This is a genomic window from Thermoleptolyngbya sichuanensis A183, assembly GCF_013177315.1.
Classification (GTDB): Bacteria; Cyanobacteriota; Cyanobacteriia; order Elainellales; family Elainellaceae; genus Thermoleptolyngbya; species Thermoleptolyngbya sichuanensis.
This window is the reverse complement of record NZ_CP053661.1, coordinates 1,786,980-1,806,842: the sequence shown is the minus strand read 5'-3', so window position 1 is coordinate 1,806,842 and position 19,863 is coordinate 1,786,980. Positions and strand designations below refer to the sequence as shown.

The following is a 19,863-nucleotide window of genomic DNA, read 5'->3' as shown; positions in this document are numbered from 1 at the left end:
AGTTGCCAAACAAATTCCTAGAAGACTCCAAACAACGACCAAAACTCGATTACTCAATCATTTGAATCTGTATCATTCCCCGTGTGTCTGAGCCTCATGAATAGCTCAACCTGGACTCAGCCTCAATCCGGAGGATCAAGCTAGGGAATTAAATCAAGCCTGTATCAAGTCGTTCAGGCAAATTTACCTGAACGAAACTGCTCTAAGAGATGCACGATCAATCTATTAAAAACAGAAGCGTAGTGAAGAAGACCAAGTGACCAGCAATACAACCTATGAAAAACATAGCTTGTATAACCGATGCTTGTTTCTTGTTGATCCTAGTTTACAGGATGTGTTCAGCAGATCCGAGATTCAAATTGAAAGAAGCACGGCTGAATCCGCTTTCCTCTTGCGCCAACCCAGCTAGCACTGCCCATCCATCTGCGATCGCCCGATTTGTTAAAGAAATCTGAAATCTACAGGGTGCGGACTGCCACCTCAGCGCACCTCAGAAGAGACTGTCTCCAAACCCGCGCTGTTGAGCGACCAGCGATAGTCAATAGGCACATTGGCGCGGCTTAGGCTTTCCTCTAGGCGCTTCTGTTGGGTCAGCGCCTTTCGCAGCGTGCTGATTAGCTCATGAACCTGGGCCTGATGCTGAGACTGGTGCTGAGCAGCGGGCGTGGTCTGGCGTTCCAGCAGTTGCAGCAGCAGCTCGTAGTGAATATGGGACGGCAGGGGAATCGGTTCCATAGGATTCTAAAGGCTAACTCTAAATTGAAGATGCAAAAAAGATACGGAAAAGCGCCTCGTCCAGCGCGGGTCGGAGCGAGTCGGATGAGGGGTGGGCAACCTAAAGAATCGGCGGTAAGCCGCTGTCTCAGGCTCGTTCAAACCTGAGATGTGCAGTCACCACACGCGGGCGCAAACCGCTATACACTCCCAATATGGAAGCTTTGGGTTTGAGTCACAGTCAGTTGCCCAGTTCGGTTGCCCAGTCGGTTGCCCAGTTATTTGCCCAGGTCGAGCGTCAGCAGGCTAGCAGACAAACAGACTAGCGATCGCTGCTCCAGGGTCGGGCTGTTTGACCAGCGACTCCCCAATCAGCACGGCTTCGACTCCGGCTTGCTCGACCTGGCTGAGGTCTGCTGGAGTGTGCAGTCCCGACTCGCTTACCGTTAGAATGCCCTGTTTTTGAATTTGAGCTTGGCGATCGGCCAACAAGCTGCAAGTGGTTTGCAGATCTACAGAAAAGTCCTGCAAGTTGCGGTTGTTGATGCCGACCAGATGGACACCTTGCAGTGCCAGCACTCGATCCAACTCTTCGAGGGTGTGAACCTCAACCAGGGCAGTCATGTTAAGCGCCTGAACAATCTTGATAAAGTATTGTAAATCCTTGTCTGAGAGAATTGCTGCAATCAGTAATACCGCATCGGCTCCGTGCAGCCGGGCCATATAGATTTGGTAGGGATAAATCACAAAGTCTTTGCACAGCAGGGGAACATCGACCGCATCGCGCACCTGCTGGAGATAGGCAAAGCTGCCCTGAAAAAACTTTTCGTCCGTTAAAACAGAAATGCAGGCGGCTCCGGCTTGCTCGTAGGCGCGGGCGATCGCCACAGGGTCAAAGTCTTCCCGAATCACGCCTTTGCTGGGCGAGGCCTTCTTGACCTCAGCAATCAGCGCTGGACGGGTCTTGCCCTGCCGCAGCGCCTCGACAAAATCCTTCGGCGGCGGCAGATCTTTCACCTTTTTTTGCAAATCCAGCAGCGACAGACGCTCCCGCATCTGATCGACTTCGGTTTCCTTATGCCAGACGATTTCTTCGAGAATATGCTGCGGCTGCGCGTCGGGCGCACTGATCTGATACCGCAGATTTTCTACCGCAACAGCGGGGTTGGGCGGACGACGACGGATTTGCATTGAGGGAAAAGGGGGAGAGGGGAAGAGGGAAGAGAGAAGAACGAAGAGGGAAGAGGGAAGAACGAAGAGGGAAGAGATAAAAGGTTTCGTTTTTCGTTCTTCTTTTTTCTTTTTTCTTTTTTCGTTCAGTGCGCTGTAACTGCCCGCTTGTAGGCTTCGTCTAGCACTTCCGACAGGGTGGGATGGGTATGCACCAGGAAGGCGAGGTCGCTGACAGAGCGGCGCTGGGCGATCGCATTGGCGGCTTCCTGGATCAGGTCGGAGGCGTGTAGCCCGATGATGTGGGCCCCCAACACTTCGCCCGTATCTTCACGGTAGATTACCTTGGCCACGCCGTCGGTTTCGCCTTCGGCCAGGGCTTTGGAGTTGCCTTTGAAGTAGGAGCGAGAAACAGCGACTTTGAAGCCCTCGGCCTTGCCCAGTTCCACGGCGGCGGGTTCCGTCATGCCGACAAAGCTGACTTCGGGATGGGTAAAGGCGGCGGCAGGAATGCTGCGGTAGTCCACCTGACGGGGGCGATCGCACATATTTTCGACGGCCACAATGCCCTGGGCCGAAGCGGCATGGGCCAGCATCATTTTGCCCGTTGCGTCGCCGATGGACCACAGATGTGGCGCAGGCTGCCCGTCTATTAGCACCTGCATCTGATCGTTCACCGGAATAAAGCCGCGCCGATCGAGTTCGATGCCGACGGTTTCCAGACCCAAGTCCTTCGTGGCGGGGATGCGGCCCGTTGCCACCAGGCAAGCATCGACCTCCAGCACTTCTACGATTTCTTTGGTTTTTACATCTGCCAGCTCAATCACCACGGGGGAACCGGGTTTCACGGTTTTCGCCAGCAGCCCCACGCGGGTTTCGATGTCGCGGGGCGCAATCAGGATGCGCTGCGCCAGTTTAGCAATGTCAGGATCAAATCCGGGCATCAGCTGATCCAGCGCTTCGACGATGGTGACTTCGCTGCCCAGCGCGGTGTAGACATCAGCAAACTCTAGCCCAATATAGCCACTGCCGATGACCGCGACCCAGTTGGGCAGCCAGTCTAGCTTGATTGCGTCATCGCTGGTGAACACGGTCTTGCCGTCTAGTTCGATTCCGGGCGGCACGAAGGGCACTGATCCGGGCGAAAGAATAATGTCCTTGGCGGTTACGGTCTTTTCGCCCTCGGCGGTGGCAATGCTTACCTTTTGGGGGCCCGCCAGCCTGGCCCAACCGTGAATGATGTCCACCCCCAGCCGCTTGAGGCTGTTGGTGAGGTCGCCCTGGATCTTGCTGACGAGGTTGGCGGCGTGGTCGGCGATCGCCTGTCGGTCAAACCCCACGTTGCCCAACTGAATGCCCAGATTCTTGAGGTGATGAGCATCGCGCAGCTCGCGCACCCGCCCCGACGCGGCCAGCAGCGCCTTCGAGGGAATGCAGCCCCGGTTGACGCAGGTGCCGCCCATGTCAGCCGCTTCCACGATGGCGGTCTTTAGCCCGCTGCTGACGGCATGGAGGGCCGCGCCGTGCCCCCCCACGCCCGCACCAATAATCACCAGGTCATAGTCAAATGCTTCGCTCACGTCTGCTTCTCCGAGGGGATGTCCGTTTGGATTTCTTAACTGTTATCTGTTCTAGGGGCTACTCATGGAGTGTTTCTTGCGGGTGCAGCCCGCGAGAAATAGTCCAAAATCCAGAAAACTTATCGCAAGTGCGTAAGTCCTATGTTCTAAATTCTACGTGAATTTCGGGCACGGCTTTGGGAGGTGGCTGCGGGGAACGTCGCATATAATTCCGCGTATTTCACAGGCAGGCGATCGCCCTTCAGCGCCGGAAATTAAGCAGATTTCCTGACGCATTGCTAAACTCTCAGGGGCAAGCTGAAGAAACAGAATTGTGTTCCTCAGCCCCACCGGGCTGCTCCCAGTTCTCCAGCAAAGCTGGGCATTTCCAACACGGTTCACTAGACTGGGAAGGGTTTTCCGACCAGACCGCGTGAACAAACGAGTTTCTTCTCGCCGGGGCTTTCCATGAGGGGCTTTCCATGAATGGAGGTTTCTATGCGTGGAGAGATTCGGATAGAGACGATGGAGACTGTTTTTCCCAGCGTCGATCAGGAGTCTGCTATGAACTCACATCAACAAGAGCTACGGTACGCAGCGTCTCAAGCGTTTATCGAGTCGCTCGATCAGCTCAGCGATCGCCTCAGCCAGCCTGAGCCTGCCTCGGCAGAAGCGCCTCATCGGGAGGTGGACAAAGCGCGATCGCCCCGGTTCACGGTTCAAGACCTGGAAGATGCCGTGGCAGACATTGAGCAATTTACTCAAGAGCGCGGGGCATAGGCTGACTCGGCTCTGATCCAGCCACCATCGTCGCAGGGATGCGCTGCCGTCGAGCTTCGTAGACCAATAGCGCCGCGGCGATCGCCACATTCAGCGACTCTACACCAGCCGCTAGGGGAATCCTCACCGCACCGTCTGCCAGCGCCGCCAGCCCAGGCGACAGTCCTGCGCCCTCATTTCCCAACAAAATCAGCGTGGGCCGGGTGAAGTCGGTTTCCCAATAGGTTTGCGTGGCGCTGGGCAAAGTAGACACCACCTGCCCCCCCACTGCTCGAAACTGTTGCACGACGTTGATCAGGTCGTCTGCCACCGCCATCGGCAGCCGAAACCACTGCCCAGCTGTCGCCCGCAGCACCTTAGGATGATCTAGATCGACACTATCGGCGCTGAGCCATAGCCCCTCCACGCCGGCCGCCGCCGCAGTGCGAATCATCGTGCCCAGGTTGCCCGGATCTTGCACGGTCTCTAGCGCTACCCCCAGGCTGACCTGGCGGGGATCGTTGGGCTGTCTTGGCGCGACGCGAAAAGCCGTTGCGATCACGCCATCGGGGTTAACGGTGGTGGCGATCGCCGCTAGCACCGCCTCGCTCACTAATTCCAGCCGTTCCGCCCGCTGACCGGCCGCCGCAAACAGGTCGGGATAGCGCGATCGCCAGGTTTCCGTGCAGCACACCACCGCCAGCGGATAGCCCACCGCCAGGGCCTCTTGCAGCAAGTGTGTGCCCTCCAGCAAAAACTGCTGCTGTTCGCGCCGCCCCTTGGCTTGATGCAGCTTGCGGAGTTGCTTAACCAGGGGATTTTGCAGGCTTGTCAGCATGAGTTCAGCACGGGTTGAGGAAGCAGGGAGTCGATGCTGGAATCTTCTGGAATCTGGGAGTTTTTCGATTAGTCTTTTATGACAAGGTGTAACGAAATGATAAGTAAATCAAACGAGCGATCGCCCTTCCCGAAAATGGCGGAAATTCTCCAAACTTTTAGCGGATGCGTGAACACCCTAACCCCAGTGAGTGCTAGAAGAATTCCCAAAGAGAATGGCTAGCAGCAATCGCCACTAGCCATTCTTCATCCATGCGGAACCCGGGACTTGAACCCGGAAGTCTTTGCAGACACTAGAACCTGAATCTAGCGCGTCTACCAATTCCGCCAGTTCCGCAATCAACGCATTTCAACGCTGCGACTTACCATCATGCTGCATAGATGAAACTTTCGTCAACTCCTGCCGACAATTTTTTGCTACTTTTTTGGCGGTTCTGTAGCGTTTCTGTTCGGGGGGCGATCGCCCGGCTTTGGCAAAGTAATGGTCAGAGCTATAGACACACGAAACCTTTCCGGTAAAATCAAGACCAAATTCTGCTGAGATAGATGCGAAGGCTGAGCATCTACTCAGGGAACGATAGGGCATGAGCCGGAATACAAACCTAGAAGCAGGCCCTAGAAGCAGCCCCTAGAAGCAGGCGCAGCCAAAAACAGGCATGCCAGAAATGGAACAAACAGAAGAAAAGCTTTAAGATTGACAGGCGCACTTGGAGGATAGACCCATTAACCCCTCTCTCAATTCACCCGTGACCCATTCTTCACCTGAAGATCGCAGCCCAGTCCTAGAAATCATCGGTGGACACCGCCTCAGCGGCGAGGTTCGCATCAGCGGTGCCAAAAACTCGGCGCTGGTGCTGATGGCTGGTTCGCTGCTGTGTAGCCAAGACTGCCGCATTCGCAATGTCCCCTCGCTGGCCGACGTGGCCCGCATGGGCGAGGTGCTGAGCGCCCTCGGCGTAAAAATTACCCGCAAGGATGACGCGCTAGAAATCGACGCTCGCCATCTCAGCCAGTCCAAAGCCCCCTACGAGCTGGTCAGCCAACTCCGGGCTAGCTTTTTCATCATTGGGCCCCTGCTGGCGCGGCTGGGCATTGCGCGGATTCCCCTACCCGGCGGCTGCGCGATTGGAGCGCGTCCAGTCGATTTGCATGTGCGCGGACTGCAAGCGATGGGAGCCGATGTGCAGATCGAGCATGGTACGGTTCACGCCTGCATTCCGGGGGTGAATCGACGGCTCAAAGGCGCGCGGATTTACCTCGACTATCCCAGCGTCGGCGCAACGGAAACGCTGATGATGGCAGCGACCCTGGCCGATGGCGAAACGATTCTGGAAAACGCCGCCCAGGAGCCAGAAGTGGTGGATTTGGCCAATTTCTGTCGGGCGATGGGCGCACGGATTCGCGGTGCGGGCACAAATACGATCGTGATTTCGGGCGTGCCCAGTCTGCACTCGGTTGATTACGCGGTGATTCCCGACCGGGTGGAAGTGGGCACGTTTCTGGTGGCAGGCGCGATTACCCAATCTGAACTGTCGCTGGCTCCGGTCGTGCCGGATCATTTGACAGCAGTGATTGCCAAACTGAGGGCGATCGGCTCGGAGGTGGTTCAAGAAACGCCTAGCCGTCTTCGCATTGTGCCCGGTACATCGCGGTTGGGGACGGATATTGAAACGCTGCCCTATCCTGGCTTTCCGACGGATATGCAGGCGCAGTTTATGGCGCTGCTGACCCTCAGCGAGGGCGATAGCATCATCACCGAAACCGTGTTTGAAAACCGCATGGGCCATGTGGCCGAGCTAAACCGCATGGGCGCAGATATTCGCACCAAGGGCAATCACGCTGTGATTCGCGGGGTGCCGTTCCTCACGGGTGCGCCCGTGGTGGCGACGGATCTGCGGGCATCGGCGGCGCTGGTGCTGGCGGGGCTGGCGGCACGCGGCACCACGATTATTCAAGGCTTGCACCATCTGGATCGAGGCTACGATGATCTGGAAGGTAAGCTGAAGCTGCTGGGGGCCCAGATCCGCCGGGTGAAAGGCGATGCGGGGGCCGAGTCGGTTTCATCCCTGCCCGTGATGCCGCGTAGCTAGCGACTACAGTTCCGCAAGAAGGCTAGCGCGAGGGGTTGAGGATTAGACTTGATCCTCAGCCTCTTCTTTTTACTTTCTGCGCTCTACTTGCTCAAAACGGCGACTCTGGGGAGAAATACTTCCAGAAGGGCGGGCTGGCTGACAACGAGGGTGGGGAAGGGGCGATCGCCATAGTTTTGCCCCGGCACCAGCGGAAAAATCGGCCCTGGCTCTAGGGGCTGCCACACGGCTCCAGCGGCTTGCACAATGGGCCACACGGCGGCAATGTCCCAGATTTTGGGGGTGGCTTCGACTGCGCCCAGCGTCGCTCCTGCTGCCACAGTGAGCAGGTTGTAGGTGGCAACGCCCAGCATTCGGATTTTGCAGGGGAAGGGCTGCTGCTGGAGGATGGCAATGCTGCGGGCGCACAGGTTAAAGAAGTGGTTGCCGCTAGGCGCGTCGGGGCTAGCGGCGATCGCCCGTCCATTGCAAAAGGCTCCGGTGGGCATCTCCAGTCCGCTGTCGCCGGGCCAGTAGCCATGAAACGACTGCTGAATCGGCGGCAGATGCACATAGCCGAAGACCGGCGTGCCCTGATAGAGCAGCCCCAGGGAAATGCCCCAGATGGGAATGCCCCGCGCAAAGTTGGTCGTGCCGTCGAGGGGGTCGATGATCCAGCACCAGTCCTGAGCCGGAAAAACGTGGGTCAACTCTTCGCTGAGGATGCCGTAGTCGGGAAACCGCTGGGCGATCGCCCCCCGCAGGGTTTCATCGGCCCAGCGGTCGGCCCGCGTCACCAGGCTGCCGTCGGACTTTTCATCGGCCTGCACCTGCCCAAAGTCCTGGAGCAGTTGCTGGCCAACTGAATGAGTAGCGGCTTCGGCAAAGTTGAGAATGTCGGGCCAGTGCATTCGGGGTTGGGGGGTTAGGGACGCTTGTGCTGCTGGTTGCGGACTTCGCGAGAAACATATCCATCCAGGGCGGGATCGTAGATGCCAAACAGGGAGCCGTCAGCGTTGTAGACCTCAATGGGAATTTGGGCGGTTTCGCCGACGGTGGCGATCGCCCGCAGCAGTGGATTGAAGTGGGCCATGATGGCCGAGTCCGGATCAGTCTCTTGTGTGACCTGAGTAATGGCGGCCGCCTCTTGCAGCACCCGATCATAGCTGGGCGTAATTCGCACCTGCATGACGCTGCCCCGCTGCGCGTAGGTGCAAATGCGGGGCGTACCGCTACAGTTGCGCTCCAGGTCTTGCTCGGCTGCCTGAGCGGCGATCGCCCCTTTCAGTTTTTCCTGTGCCGTCGCCAGGGATGCCCGATAGGATGACAGCAGCGGTTGCACTTGGGGATGGACGGTCGTGCCTGCGGCCACCTGCTGCGCCGCCGCCAGCGCCCCCTGCCAGTGCTGCACCGCCTGCGACCACTGCCTGCGCTGCTCCGCCTCGGCCGCCAGATCTGCCAGCCGCAGCGCCCGCTGATGGGCATCCACGGCCGTTTCTTCCTGCTGGAGACGGGCGCTGCTGTCGAGCAGGCGTGGCTGATAGAGCGCCAACAACTGCTGGGCTTCGGCGTAGGCCATCGCCGTTTCGGGAACCTGCTGCAACAGGGCGATCGCCGTTCGCCAGGTGCCGTGGGCCTCCAGCCGAGTGTCCATCGACGTGGCCGCGCCCTGTCGCGCTTCCGCCAATTCCACCGCCTGCCGCGCCCGATTCACCCAGTCCTGCGCCTTTTGCTCCAGGGTGATGCGCTGCTCAATCATGGCCAGATTTTCGGCATACTCCAGCCGTTTCTGCTGGGCCAGATCGTAGGCCGGGCTGGATTCTGACACCTGCTGCAACTGGGCGATCGCCTTTTCCCAGAGCGCCTGCGCCCGCTGCCACACCTCCAGCGGATGGGGAGGATTTTGGGCCATCTCGACGGCTTCGGTTGCGATCGCCTGGGCCGACAGCACTTGCCCCAGCGCGGCGACCGTCGATTCGGTCTGCTGCTGTACCTGGTTCGCCGCTGCGTAGTGGCGCGACCAGCGAGGAACCCGACTGAGGCGATAGCTGGCCTCCGTGAGCCGCGTGTAGGATTGGGACAGGTCTTGCAGCGTCGCGCCCTGGCTCAACTGCTGGCTCACTGCCTGATGCAGCCGCTCCACGGTTTGCAACTCGGCACAGCCGCCCATCACGCAAGGGCGAGTCAGGGCATAAAACGTGCCGCCAAAGGCCAGCGCCGCAACCCCTGCTGCCAGGGCGATCGCCATTCGAGAGAGCGAATATCCCCCAGCAACAGCCGTGTCTGGGTCTGGAGCCGGGGCTTGAGCCGGATCTGGCAGCCCGGTTTCCGCCGGGTCTGTATGATCCAAGTCTGCATGAGCCAAGTCTGCATGAGCCAAGTCTGCATGATCCAGATTTGCATCATCCTGGGGGAGACGACGCAACCGCTCTGGCGCTGCGGTGGGGACGAATGCGCTGAATTCATTCTGCTCAGCCTGGGTCTGTTCTGGGGCGATCGCAGAAAGCGCTGATCCATTGATGCGAAACTGATGGATGGCGTAGGGGCGAGACTGGCCAGCCGCCCGCAGATACACCCGCACGGGCAGCGGCTGAACCTGGGCGGGAGAAAAGGGAGATTTCGCTGGGGGAATCTTGGGGGGCGATCGCCGCAGTTCATCTTCCAGACAAGCGAAAATCTCTGAAGCCTCAGAAGCCTCTAACCGACGGACGGCGGAAGCCGCTCCAGGGTCAGGTGAAACCTGCTGCACCAGCACCATCAGCACGCCTTCCCGCAGCGCACACCGCACCTGCACTGGCGGCAATCCTGGCAGCGCCGTCCGCAACAAGGTTTGCAACTGGAAGCCCAACCGATGCAATTCCGAAGGGGGGGTAGCTGTTACCATGCCGTCTATCATGCTCTAGAAGAACCGTAGATCAGCGGTCTGCCACACCGCTACGCTAGGATCGAGTCCCATGTCCCTGGATGCTCACTCAATCAATTGACCAGAGCAATTGACCAGAGAAATTAGCCAGGACTGATGCAGCGAGCGGCTTACAAACTGCTCTCATACCATCGCTCAGGTTTAATGGTAAACGCAAGCGACGAATCCTCCACAGGTCATGGATATTTTAATCGTTGAAGACGAAGCCGAAATTGCCCAACTGATCCAGCTTTATCTAGAGAAAGAAGGCTTTTCTTGTCGCGTTTGCAGTGACGGGCAGACGGCCATTCGCGTATTTCAAGAACTCCAGCCCGACTTGATTATTCTGGACTTGATGCTGCCAGAACTGGACGGGCTTGAGGTGTGTGCCCGCATTCGCCAAAAGCCCGGCCACAAAGACCCCTACATTCTAATGCTGACGGCAAAGGGCGAAGAGATGGATCGCGTAATCGGCCTGTCTACTGGAGCCGATGACTATATGGTGAAGCCGTTTAGTCCGCGAGAACTGGTGGCCCGCGTCCGGGCGCTGCTGCGGCGCACCCTGCGCCAAGGCGGACAGAGCAAGACCTACCACACGCAGCATTTTACGGTAGACGTAGACCAGCGGGCGGCCTATCGCCACGGCGACGGGCCAGGACAGAAAAGCGAACGGCTTGACCTGACTACGCTGGAATTTGACCTGTTGACTACCTTTATGAGCTATCCCGGCCGCGTGTGGAACCGGGCCCAGTTGATTGAGAAACTCTGGGGTAGCGATTTCTTTGGGGATGAGCGCGTGGTAGATACGCACATCGCCCGCTTGCGGAAAAAAATTGAGTTTGACCCAGCAACGCCGAGCTTTGTGAAAACGGTAATCGGCGTGGGCTATAAGTTTGAAGATGCACCCAGTACCTAGAAACTGCTATGAGGACTTGCTGCCAAAGACTCTTGCTATCAAGACTCTCGCTATAAGGACTCAAGATATTCCAGCAAATCCGCCATTTCCTGAGCGTTGGGCTGGAACTGGGGCATGGGGGGTGTTTTGCCGCTGATTACCTGCTCGATTAGCTTGATGCGAGACTTGCGGGCGGAAACATGATGCAGGCTGGGGCCGACTACGCCATCCCCCGTCAATCCGTGGCAGGTTGCACAGTTCATCTGGAAAATAACTTGCCCCTGGGACGGGTTGCCCTCTAGAGCCAGCACGCTCCGCACGTAGGGGTCGGGATGGCGGAGCAGCAGCAGGGCGGCGATCGCCACCAGCATTACCACCGCCGAACCCAGCAGCAACCAGAGTGCTTGCCGCGACCGATCCGGAGCATCGCTGGCTGCACTCGTCACTTGCGATTCTAGAATAGGCTCGTTCAAGAGATTCGGGGTCAAGGCGGGGTGTGAATAGCGTTTCGATTTATAACCTAGCTTAAAGTTTCTTGAGCGGAGACGGCAACTCTGCACAGATTTATTTAAGGAGTGCAAATAGCAAGGTTTTGCTGGGTCTGACGGTTGCGACCCCAAGTCCTGGCGGAGTGGATTAGATGAGAGGGCGATCGCCCTTTTCTGAGAAGGGGCGAGCGAAAACGTAAAAAACCTTAAAAGCCGTGCCAAAAAATCGCCCCAGGGCTGACTGCTCAACCATTCGTTGCTAAAATTTGACTTAACGTTAAGGAGATCGAACCGTGGTTGAACCGCTGCTTTCTGGAATTGTGTTGGGCTTGATTCCCGTGACGCTGGCTGGTCTGTTTGTCGCGGCTTATCTGCAATATCGCCGGGGCGACCAGTTGGGTCTGTAGACACCCTCTGCCCGCTCTCCGTGTTGAGTTACTGTGTACACACAAGTCTTGTATGCCTAAGCGGCGATGCTTTGATCCCCCCTAGCCCCCCTTAAACAAGGGGGGGACTGTATCCGGAGTGACCCGCAGCAGGGAGAATTGGCTCGAAAGTCCCCCTTATCAAGGGGGATTCAGGGGGATCTTTCAGAGCTTGATATAGGCAGTCGAGATGTGTGTACGCAATAGCCAAGTGAGATCTCGCAGGGGACATTTGAGACGCACCCCAGCAACCCTTGAAAAAAACCTTGTGAACTACCGCTAGAAATTTCTGGAAAATTGTCGGAATGGAGGCCCTTTTGGGGGTCTCTTTTTATAACTTGCTCGACTCCTTCAACCCCCATTCACGCCAACCCCTCATCTTGCCACCCAAAAAACATCAGCGCCGTATTGCCATAGACCTTCTCGCGGCAGGGAACTAGGGGCGCGATGCGGGGCAGCAGGGTCGCTAGGGCCGTTTCAGAAAAGCGATCGCCCCCGTGTTCGACCGCCAGTTCGCCATCGGGGGCCAGAAGCTGATGACGGGCGATCGCCTCCAGTACGGGTTCATACAACTCACTGGCGTAGGGCGGGTCAAAGTAAATCCGGTCGAAGCGTTGCCCGCTCAGTTTTGGTAGCATTTGCCGCACATCGCCGCGCAGCAGCCGAAACTGCTGATCCGGTTTGGCGACAGTTTGCCAGTTTTCTGTGACCACGGCGGCGGCCCGCCCAGACTGCTCGATGCCCACGACCAGCACCGCGCCGCGACAGAGCGCTTCGGCCCCCATTGAGCCACTGCCGCTGCACAAATCCAGCCAGCGGCAGCCCTCGATTTCCCCTTGCCAAATATTGAACAGCGCTTGCCGTACCCGCGAGGGCGTGGGGCGGGTGTCGCCGCCAGGGAGGGTTTTAATCAGGCGGTTGCCATAGATGCGGAGAGACATGGTTAGTGGTCGGCAAAAAAATAGGGGGTCTGTTGCCCCCCGATCTCCAGTTTGGGTTCACCATAGGGCGATCGCCCCGACAGTCGGCAGCTAGCCGCGAATACCCGCAAGTTCTTTGGCCTGCACTGAGGCAACGAAGTTGGCCAGCAGCTTTAGCCCGGTGTCGGAGGATTTTTCGGGGTGGAACTGGACAGCCATCAGGTTGTCGCGGGCGATCGCTGCGGTTACGGTTTGCGACCCGTGGGTGGTCGTAGCCGCAATCACTCCTGCATCAGCAGGGTCGGCATAGAAGGAGTGGACAAAATAGACCCAGGGATCATCTGCAAGCTGGTTCCACAGGGGCAGATTGGGCTGCCGAAGCTGCAACTGGTTCCAGCCCATGTGGGGAATGGTGATGCCCGGTTCATAGCGGAAACGACGCACCCAACCAGGGACGATGCCCAGACCCGGTTCGCGTCCTTCTTCGCTGCCGTCCAGCAAGATTTGCAGCCCTAGGCAAATGCCCAGGAAGGGTTTGCCGCTGGCGATCGCATCTTTGAGGGGCGAGATCAGGTCGCGATCGCGCAAATGCTGAATTGCCGGGTCAAACGCGCCCACACCAGGCAGCACAATGGCATCTGCCCGTCCGATATCCTTGGCCGAATCGGTGACGTGGGGAGTGGCTCCAGCGTTGGCCAAGCCTTTGCAGGCCGAGTGTAGGTTGCCCATGTCATAGTCCACAACGGCGATCACGGTCATAACAGTTGCTCCTGGGTGGGTGGAGAATAATTTTCCTATTCTAAGCGCGGAGGCAAAACGAATGCCGGGTCTAAAGAGATTTGCAAGATTTGCTACATTTAATGGCTAAAACGTTGTCAAACTTGACTGAACGGGGGGAAGAGGGAAGAACGAAGAGGGAAGAGGGAAGAACGAAGAGGGAAGAGGCTGACTGCCTGACACATCTCTGGAAACCCCTGATTTCTCGTAGGGGACGCTGGCCCAAAAGCTCCTCTGACCAAGCCCTCCGGCTCCAACTCAGGAGCTATGGGCTTCGATCCCAAGACAACGAATTTTCTGGGCTTTCGGGACTTGTGTCAGGCAACCAGGGGAAGAGGGAAGAGGGAAGACCAGGTTTTCGTTTTTCGTTTTTCGTTTTTCCTTCTTTCGTTTTTCCTTCTTTAGATAGATGGAGAATAGAAAAATACTGCTCCTTTTGCTCTGTGGCTCGAATTGCGCTGAACCAAATTACGCGAATCTTTAATGCAACGACGGCGATCGCCGATATTACCTTTGAAGTCCCCGATGGGCAGTTTTGGGTGATGGTGGGGCCGTCGGGCTGCGGCAAATCGACGATTTTGCGGACGATTGCGGGGCTGGAGATGGCTACGTCGGGCGATCTGTATATTGGCGATCGCCGCGTGAATGACCTGCCTGCCCGCCAGCGCGACGTGGCGATGGTGTTCCAAAACTACGCGCTGTATCCCCACATGACGGTGGCGGAGAATCTGGCCTTTGGGCTGCGGATGCGGGGAGCGGATGTCCGCACGATCCAGTCGCGCATCGAAGCGGTGGCCCAGTCGCTTGGATTGACACCCCTGCTCGATCGCAAGCCAGGTCAACTTTCCGGCGGGCAGCAGCAGCGGGTGGCGCTGGGTCGGGCGATCGCCCGCAAGCCCCAGGCGTTTTTGATGGACGAGCCGCTGAGCAACCTGGATGCCCAACTGCGCGACGACACTCGTGCTGAACTGAAGCAACTGCATCAGCAGCTTGGCATCACCACAATCTACGTCACCCACGACCAGACTGAAGCCATGACCCTGGCGGATCAGATCGTCGTGCTAAACCAGGGCCGGATTCAGCAAATCGGCCCACCCCAGGAAATCTACCAGCAGCCTGCAAATCAGATGGTGGCGACGTTTGTGGGCAATCCGCCAATGAATCTTCTAAACGCGGTCTATTTAGAGAATAGGCTGCACATCGGCGAACAAGTCCTGCCCTGTCCCGCAGAGTTGCAGTCGGTGCTGGGCGATTCCCGTAGGGAAAGTGCGCCGCACCGCTTGCGCGAACGCGTCGCGAATCGCCCTGAACGCTCCATCAACCTGGGCATCCGGCCAGAGCAGTTGCAAATTGCGCCCGATGGGATTGCGCCCGATGGGATTGCGCCTGATGGGGAAGATGGCAGACTGGTGGCACAGGTGACGCTGGTGGAGCCGCTGGGCCGCGAAACGCTGGTGCGGGCAAAGCTGCCGGGGGTGGCGCGTCCGATCAACCTGCTGGCTGCGCCGGAGCGGGCGGTGCAGGTGGGCGATCGCCTCTCGCTGCGGTTCGACGAGCGGGCGCTGGTTGGGTTTGATCCAGAGACGGGCGATCGCCTCCGGTAGTCCTTCTATTCGTTTTCCCAGTTGGGAGATTGCTCCGGCGCTTTGCCGTGGCGCTCCAAAATCTTGTTGCTGCCCCGCTTGGGTTTTCCAGGCTGAATTTCCTCAAGCTGCACATTAAACTCCCAGCAGTCGCCAAAGTCGAATAGGTAAGTCATCGACATACCAGGCTGTAAAGGCAGGTCGCCAATCAGCACTTCGTTACTGGCTTTTCTGTCGCGCCAGTCGTTGTAGGGATGATGAATTTCAACCGTGCGACCCATCGCGTCTTTGAAGGAAAATAGATCGAGATGATCCGAGTCGAAATCTACCGACTCTCGAATCAAGCCACCCAATGCCTCTAGAGTAGACTCGCTCGAAATTGACAGTCGCCGCCAGATTTTTCCGAGCGAAACTTTGAAAATGTAGGTTCCAGTTTGATGCGCTAGGGGCTGGAGCGCGGGCAGGTTTTGCTGCCATTCGGGAAAATAGGGCTGAAAGTAGGGCTGAAAATCGCCCCAGGGCAGAGTGAAATCCTCTTCAGACTCCCACTGAAAGTCCTGATCGTGGTAGGCACTGAGCGCCAGAGTGGCGATCGCATCTCCAATCGGCGTAGGTTTCACCTGTTTAACGCGCCAGCCCTTGCCTGCCTCAGGGCGGGGGCAGACCAACTCCACCCAGCCAAACATTTGCATCAGCGTCAGATTGTGAAATCCAGGCCAGTAGCTCAGCCGATCTTGTTCGCTGTAGTTTCGGTAAGTTTTGGGCTGCTTCGACAACTCAGTCCAGGCTTTTAGAACTCGGCTCCCTTCATTCAGCGGATTCCGGTCTTCTCCCAGCAGTTCCAAATCACCCCGGATCAGCCAGGCCTCCAGCAGCGTGAAATATTTCTCGGTGGGGTTAAGCGTTTGCCACGCCGCGTAGAGTTCAGGATTGACCACCAGCTTGGGGGTCTTGCCTGTTTGGCGGATCTGGGTTAGCCCCGTCACCCGCAGCAGTAGATAGAGTCCGTACAGATTGGGGTAGGATTTTTGCTGCGGCCGTTTGAGGTCGATTTGAATCGGCTGGCTCAGCAAAGCGTTCAGATCTTTGAGGGTATTGAGATTAAGCTGTTGACGGGTGCTGCTAAGCGGAATGCCGTCCGCGCCGATTCTTTCCAGCAGCCGATCAAAATCTTGAACAATGGTGCCGGGTGTGGTGGGCGTGATGCGGAGGTCTTGCAGGAGGGCGATCGCCTTTGCCGATAGGGTTACGCCTTGCTCCTGAACTGCATTTTTCAGCGTTTCCTGCTGGAACTGGGTAGCAAAACTCAGCAGCGAATTCAGCGGGTCTGCGGCATCCTCAGCGCCCGCGTCGAGGCTTTCTGATTCCTCAAGAGTTACTACGCCCGTGTCTATGAGGTGTTGGGCGATCGCGCTGATTAACGCCTGCGGGTCGGTCGGCAAATGCTCTAGCCCTGGCACTGGGCCAAGCCCAAGCTGCTGGCTCACCAGCGCCACAAACTCTGGCGGCACGCCCTCTGGCACGGTCATAGGTGAGAGCGCTGCCAAGGGATTCTCGCGAATCTGCTGGTTATATTGCTCCTGATAAGCGGTTATTCCCTCTGGCGCGGTCATATCAAATCCGCTAGCCTGCCCTGACATGAAAAACGACTTGGCAATGCCAAAGTTGCGCGGGTTGTTCATGGGGCTGAGCCTTTAGATACGCCTGTCCTTCGGGAGAGTTTGCAAACGCTTTTACCAGCGCAGGCACATAGTCCGACTCCAGCACGGCGATCGCTTCGTCAAAGTCTTTAATCCGGTCGATCTGGTTAAACTGGAGAGCCATGATCTTCTCCAGGATTGCAATAGGATAGAGCAGACGAGTGGAGATCGCTGATGGAGGGAGGGGAGGGGAAGGGGCGATCGCCCCATTGCTACCGCCCCCTACAAGCGCCCTTTACAGTTGCCAAGCCTGGCTCTGAACCTAGCTCTGAGGCTGACTCTGCCGCTGACAATCCCTACGCCAGCCACTTGGCGCTCAGCACAATCGTCAGCCCAATAAACAAGACCGTCAGCGTCCAGGTGACTCGGTTCAGCGTGGTTTCTGCGCTCTTGGTGCTGGTAAACAGTTGCGCCTGTCCGCCCAGCCCGCCCAGCCCATCACCCTTGGGGCTATGCAGCAGCACCAGCACAATCAGTCCAACGGCAGAAATCGCCCAAATGATTTGAACAATAGAAACGAGGGTCATGAGGGGTTAAAGGTTAGGGATCAGAGGTCAGAGCGAAATTCCAGTCGCCAGAGTGCTGCGGAACTGGAGCTTGCCCGACTTTAAAGATTCGACCAAAAAATCGGTCAAGCTCTATTCTATCGAGAGTTTAGCGCTGTGAGAACGGCCTGCCTCTGAGTAATGCGCTAGGGGCAGGTTAATAGGGGCGATCGCCCAAGAGCCGCACCCTCTCGTCTCCACCCCTACGTCTTCTACAGGGAAACGCGCACTGGGGTTCGGTTCTGGCGCACGTCAAAGCCAGCGGGTTCAATCAGCGACTGACCCGTCATTTCCACAGGCTGGGGAATTCGCAAAATTTCCAGAATGGTCGGCGCAATGTCTGCCAGGATGCCACCGTCGCGCAGCACGACATCGGTGCCGTGACCAGGAATCTTCCGCTTTTCACCCTCGACCAAAATGAAGGGCACCGGATTGGTCGTGTGGGCCGTCCAAGGGTGTCCATCCTCGTCCAGCATGACTTCGGCGTTGCCATGATCGGCGGTGATCAGCGCAGTGCCGCCCGCTCTGCCAATGGCTTCCAGTAGCCGCCCCACGCAGCGATCGACCGTCTCGACCGCCTGAATCGCAGCTTCCATTTTGCCCGTGTGCCCCACCATATCGGGATTGGCGTAGTTAATGACGATCAGCCCATAGATGCCCTTTTCAATGGCAGCGATCGCCTCATCGGTCACGGCTTCGGCCGACATCGTAGGCGCACTGTCGTAGGTGGGCACTTGGGGGCTGGGCACCATCGCCCGGTCTTCGCCCTCAAAGGGTTCCTCAATGCCGCCGTTAAAGAAGTAGGTGACGTGGGCGTACTTCTCGGTTTCTGAGGTGCGAAACTGGCGCAACCCATTGCGAGAAATCACTTCGCCCAGAATGTTGTTGAAATCTTGCGGCAAGAAGGCGACCAGCACCGGGAAGGCGGGGTCGTATTGGGTGAAGGTGACAAACGTCACGTTGGGAATTTGCGTCCGCTCGAACCCGTTGAAGTTGGGATCAACAAAGACCTGAGTCAGTTGACGCGCCCGGTCAGGACGGAAGTTGTAGAAGATGACCCCATCGCCCTCGCTGACGGCTCCGGACGCAATCCGCGTCGGCTTAACAAACTCATCCGTCACGTTTTCGGCGTAGGAGGCTTGCAGCACTTCCAGCGCTGTACGACCATCGCCCTCGCCGTCCTGGGTCATCAGGTCATAGGCGGCCTGGGTGCGCTCCCAGCGGCGATCGCGATCCATGCTGTAGTAGCGCCCGCTGAGGGTGACGATCCGCCCTACCCCAATTTCGTCAATATAGCGCTGGATCGTTTTCAGGGCTGTGAGTCCATCCGTGGGCTTGGTGTCTCGCCCGTCGGTGATGACATGAATGCACACGTCCGAGATATTCTGCTCCTTAGCCAGTTCCAGCAGCCCCGACAGATGGCTGATGTGGGAATGCACGCCACCGTCGGAACATAGACCCACCAGATGCAGCTTGCCACCGCTCTGGCGAACGGCTTCACAGGCCTTGAGCAGGGCAGAGTTGCTGAGAATTGTGCCGTCTTCAACCGCGTCGCTGATGCGGACGAGTTCCTGGGGAACGACGCGCCCCGCGCCAATGTTTAGGTGCCCAACTTCGGAGTTGCCCATTTGCCCTTCGGGCAGCCCGACGCTCTTGCCAGAGGCTTGCAGCAGGGTATGGGGATAGGCCGCCCAGAGGCTATCCATTACGGGCGTTTGGGCAGTGGCGATCGCATTGCCGTCATCGCTGGGACGATAGCCCCACCCATCTAGAATGACCAGTACCACTGGAGAGATTGGCGCTTGTGCCATGAGAATCGCCTGAATGACAACAGATTAGGAACAGTAGATTAGGAACAGTTGGGAACAGAATTCAGCGCTTAAAACAATTGAGTATGTAAATACTTACATGAGTAATGCAAATTTTCCAGCAATAATATCACCCAATTCTTAAAAATCACCTAACTCCATCAGGAAAAAGATTTTTATGGAGCTTATGTAAGGAATTGATTAGTTTTCCTGAGTAATTTCACCCAAGCGGATTACAGATGACTCTATCCTGTCTTGCTGCCAATTAAGACGGGGTTCTCAATTCTCAGCACATCCAGAAAATACTGCAATGCTCAAGTTTTGAAAGGCTGACATGCTCTCTGTATCTAGGACATCAACCCCTAGATCGACTTAAGGACTGGTTAAGAAACCGGCTGTGAACCCTCACGCTTCTCCGCGTGTATGGGGCATTACAAAACTAGCTAAACCGATAAAGTGACACTATCGATCTCGGTTTTGTCCTGGAGATTCTCAGGATCAAGCTGACTTTGATTTTCTGCCACAAAACCGTTGAGCTTCAAGCACAAGAAACTGTTATTCAACCGATTAGCAATCATTAGCAATCATTAGCAATCATTAGCAATCACTGGCAATCAACTGTAGTAATCAACGGTCAATTCGCTACGGATTGCGATCCCCAGTTCGACCAGATTCTTGAATTGCGTCATGTTAATCTCTGATCCCTGTACTG

The 19,863-nt window shown here is 57.1% G+C and carries 18 protein-coding genes and 1 tRNA gene; 5 read left to right on the top strand and 14 right to left on the bottom strand.

The window, feature by feature from the left end:
• Positions 1–480: 480 nt before the first annotated feature.
• From HPC62_RS07670 to lpdA, 3 genes are all read right to left on the bottom strand, one after another.
• Positions 481–735 carry a DUF5340 domain-containing protein gene (locus HPC62_RS07670; RefSeq protein ID WP_172354552.1) on the bottom strand — a complete coding sequence of 85 codons (255 nt, stop codon included), beginning with the start codon at positions 733–735 and terminating at the stop codon, positions 481–483.
• 285 nt (positions 736–1,020) lie between these two features.
• On the bottom strand, positions 1,021–1,905 hold the full coding sequence (trpC, locus tag HPC62_RS07665; protein ID WP_172354550.1) for an indole-3-glycerol phosphate synthase TrpC: 885 nt from the start codon (positions 1,903–1,905) through the stop codon (positions 1,021–1,023).
• Between the two features lie 125 nt (positions 1,906–2,030).
• Positions 2,031–3,464 carry a dihydrolipoyl dehydrogenase gene (gene lpdA / locus HPC62_RS07660; protein WP_172354548.1) on the bottom strand — a complete coding sequence of 478 codons (1,434 nt, stop codon included), beginning with the start codon at positions 3,462–3,464 and terminating at the stop codon, positions 2,031–2,033.
• A 543-nt stretch (positions 3,465–4,007) separates the two neighbouring features.
• Here lpdA and HPC62_RS07655 point away from each other — a divergent pair.
• Positions 4,008–4,223 (top strand): hypothetical protein, encoded by a 216-nt coding sequence (locus HPC62_RS07655; RefSeq protein ID WP_172354546.1) that lies wholly within the window; start codon positions 4,008–4,010, stop codon positions 4,221–4,223.
• Here HPC62_RS07655 and HPC62_RS07650 read toward each other — a convergent pair.
• Positions 4,201–5,040, bottom strand: coding sequence for a TrmH family RNA methyltransferase (locus HPC62_RS07650; protein ID WP_172354544.1), 840 nt, complete (start codon positions 5,038–5,040; stop codon positions 4,201–4,203). The two genes, HPC62_RS07655 and HPC62_RS07650, sit on opposite strands and share 23 nt — an antisense overlap.
• A 252-nt stretch (positions 5,041–5,292) precedes the next feature.
• Positions 5,293–5,376 (bottom strand) — tRNA-Leu (locus tag HPC62_RS07645).
• 409 nt (positions 5,377–5,785) lie between these two features.
• Between HPC62_RS07645 and murA the strand changes: the two genes are divergently transcribed.
• Positions 5,786–7,129: a UDP-N-acetylglucosamine 1-carboxyvinyltransferase gene (murA, locus tag HPC62_RS07640; protein ID WP_225906648.1), complete on the top strand. Its 1,344-nt coding sequence runs from the start codon at positions 5,786–5,788 to the stop codon at positions 7,127–7,129.
• Between the two features lie 83 nt (positions 7,130–7,212).
• On the opposite strand, the gene HPC62_RS07635 is transcribed toward murA, so the two are convergent.
• Positions 7,213–8,019 (bottom strand): inositol monophosphatase family protein, encoded by an 807-nt coding sequence (locus tag HPC62_RS07635; protein WP_172354540.1) that lies wholly within the window; start codon positions 8,017–8,019, stop codon positions 7,213–7,215.
• Between the two features lie 14 nt (positions 8,020–8,033).
• Positions 8,034–9,992, bottom strand: a complete 1,959-nt coding sequence (locus HPC62_RS07630) for a flotillin family protein (RefSeq protein WP_172354538.1) — start codon at positions 9,990–9,992, stop codon at positions 8,034–8,036.
• A 217-nt stretch (positions 9,993–10,209) separates the two neighbouring features.
• On the opposite strand from HPC62_RS07630, the gene HPC62_RS07625 reads away from it, so the two are divergent.
• Positions 10,210–10,926: a response regulator transcription factor gene (locus HPC62_RS07625; protein ID WP_172354536.1), complete on the top strand. Its 717-nt coding sequence runs from the start codon at positions 10,210–10,212 to the stop codon at positions 10,924–10,926.
• A 50-nt stretch (positions 10,927–10,976) separates the two neighbouring features.
• On the opposite strand, the gene HPC62_RS07620 is transcribed toward HPC62_RS07625, so the two are convergent.
• A complete protein-coding gene (locus HPC62_RS07620) occupies positions 10,977–11,297 on the bottom strand; it encodes a c-type cytochrome (protein ID WP_371321972.1) in 321 nt (106 codons plus the stop codon).
• Between the two features lie 389 nt (positions 11,298–11,686).
• Between HPC62_RS07620 and petG the strand changes: the two genes are divergently transcribed.
• Positions 11,687–11,800, top strand: a complete 114-nt coding sequence (petG, locus tag HPC62_RS07615) for a cytochrome b6-f complex subunit V (protein ID WP_068512313.1) — start codon at positions 11,687–11,689, stop codon at positions 11,798–11,800.
• A gap of 380 nt (positions 11,801–12,180) precedes the next feature.
• Here petG and rsmD read toward each other — a convergent pair whose 3' ends face one another.
• Positions 12,181–12,759 carry a 16S rRNA (guanine(966)-N(2))-methyltransferase RsmD gene (gene rsmD, locus HPC62_RS07610; protein ID WP_172354534.1) on the bottom strand — a complete coding sequence of 193 codons (579 nt, stop codon included), beginning with the start codon at positions 12,757–12,759 and terminating at the stop codon, positions 12,181–12,183.
• Positions 12,760–12,849: 90 nt separating this feature from the next.
• On the bottom strand, positions 12,850–13,497 hold the full coding sequence (gene hisH / locus HPC62_RS07605) for an imidazole glycerol phosphate synthase subunit HisH (RefSeq protein WP_172354532.1): 648 nt from the start codon (positions 13,495–13,497) through the stop codon (positions 12,850–12,852).
• A 461-nt stretch (positions 13,498–13,958) separates the two neighbouring features.
• Here hisH and HPC62_RS24045 point away from each other — a divergent pair, with 461 nt between their 5' ends.
• Entirely contained in the window at positions 13,959–15,119 is a 1,161-nt protein-coding gene (locus HPC62_RS24045) for an ABC transporter ATP-binding protein (RefSeq protein WP_276568593.1), read from the top strand.
• A gap of 5 nt (positions 15,120–15,124) precedes the next feature.
• Here HPC62_RS24045 and HPC62_RS07595 read toward each other — a convergent pair whose 3' ends face one another.
• The 4 genes from HPC62_RS07595 to gpmI all read right to left on the bottom strand — a co-directional run bounded on the left by HPC62_RS07595 (position 15,125) and on the right by gpmI (position 19,154).
• On the bottom strand, positions 15,125–16,780 hold the full coding sequence (locus tag HPC62_RS07595; protein WP_172354528.1) for an IS1096 element passenger TnpR family protein: 1,656 nt from the start codon (positions 16,778–16,780) through the stop codon (positions 15,125–15,127).
• Positions 16,722–16,922 (bottom strand): hypothetical protein, encoded by a 201-nt coding sequence (locus HPC62_RS07590; protein WP_172354526.1) that lies wholly within the window; start codon positions 16,920–16,922, stop codon positions 16,722–16,724. Before HPC62_RS07590 ends, HPC62_RS07595 begins: the two co-directional genes overlap by 59 nt.
• A 172-nt stretch (positions 16,923–17,094) precedes the next feature.
• Positions 17,095–17,325, bottom strand: a complete 231-nt coding sequence (gene secG / locus HPC62_RS07585) for a preprotein translocase subunit SecG (protein WP_172354524.1) — start codon at positions 17,323–17,325, stop codon at positions 17,095–17,097.
• A 230-nt stretch (positions 17,326–17,555) separates the two neighbouring features.
• The gene (gene gpmI / locus HPC62_RS07580) at positions 17,556–19,154 is read right to left on the bottom strand and encodes a 2,3-bisphosphoglycerate-independent phosphoglycerate mutase (RefSeq protein ID WP_172354522.1); all 1,599 of its coding nucleotides are present in this window, start codon (positions 19,152–19,154) and stop codon (positions 17,556–17,558) included.
• Between the last annotated feature and the right edge of the window lie 709 nt (positions 19,155–19,863).

What these genes read in the sequence shown, in the direction of transcription:
- secG (WP_172354524.1), bottom strand. Translation starts at nt 17,325, where the DNA reads ATGACCCTCGTTTCTATTGTTCAAATCATTTGGGCGATTTCTGCCGTT.
- trpC (WP_172354550.1), bottom strand. Translation starts at nt 1,905, where the DNA reads ATGCAAATCCGTCGTCGTCCGCCCAACCCCGCTGTTGCGGTAGAAAAT.
- HPC62_RS07590 (WP_172354526.1), bottom strand. Translation starts at nt 16,922, where the DNA reads ATGGCTCTCCAGTTTAACCAGATCGACCGGATTAAAGACTTTGACGAA.
- HPC62_RS07630 (WP_172354538.1), bottom strand. Translation starts at nt 9,992, where the DNA reads ATGGTAACAGCTACCCCCCCTTCGGAATTGCATCGGTTGGGCTTCCAG.
- HPC62_RS07650 (WP_172354544.1), bottom strand. Translation starts at nt 5,040, where the DNA reads ATGCTGACAAGCCTGCAAAATCCCCTGGTTAAGCAACTCCGCAAGCTG.
- HPC62_RS07625 (WP_172354536.1), top strand. Translation starts at nt 10,210, where the DNA reads ATGGATATTTTAATCGTTGAAGACGAAGCCGAAATTGCCCAACTGATC.
- rsmD (WP_172354534.1), bottom strand. Translation starts at nt 12,759, where the DNA reads ATGTCTCTCCGCATCTATGGCAACCGCCTGATTAAAACCCTCCCTGGC.
- gpmI (WP_172354522.1), bottom strand. Translation starts at nt 19,154, where the DNA reads ATGGCACAAGCGCCAATCTCTCCAGTGGTACTGGTCATTCTAGATGGG.
- HPC62_RS07635 (WP_172354540.1), bottom strand. Translation starts at nt 8,019, where the DNA reads ATGCACTGGCCCGACATTCTCAACTTTGCCGAAGCCGCTACTCATTCA.
- HPC62_RS07595 (WP_172354528.1), bottom strand. Translation starts at nt 16,780, where the DNA reads ATGAACAACCCGCGCAACTTTGGCATTGCCAAGTCGTTTTTCATGTCA.
- HPC62_RS07655 (WP_172354546.1), top strand. Translation starts at nt 4,008, where the DNA reads ATGAACTCACATCAACAAGAGCTACGGTACGCAGCGTCTCAAGCGTTT.
- HPC62_RS07670 (WP_172354552.1), bottom strand. Translation starts at nt 735, where the DNA reads ATGGAACCGATTCCCCTGCCGTCCCATATTCACTACGAGCTGCTGCTG.
- hisH (WP_172354532.1), bottom strand. Translation starts at nt 13,497, where the DNA reads ATGACCGTGATCGCCGTTGTGGACTATGACATGGGCAACCTACACTCG.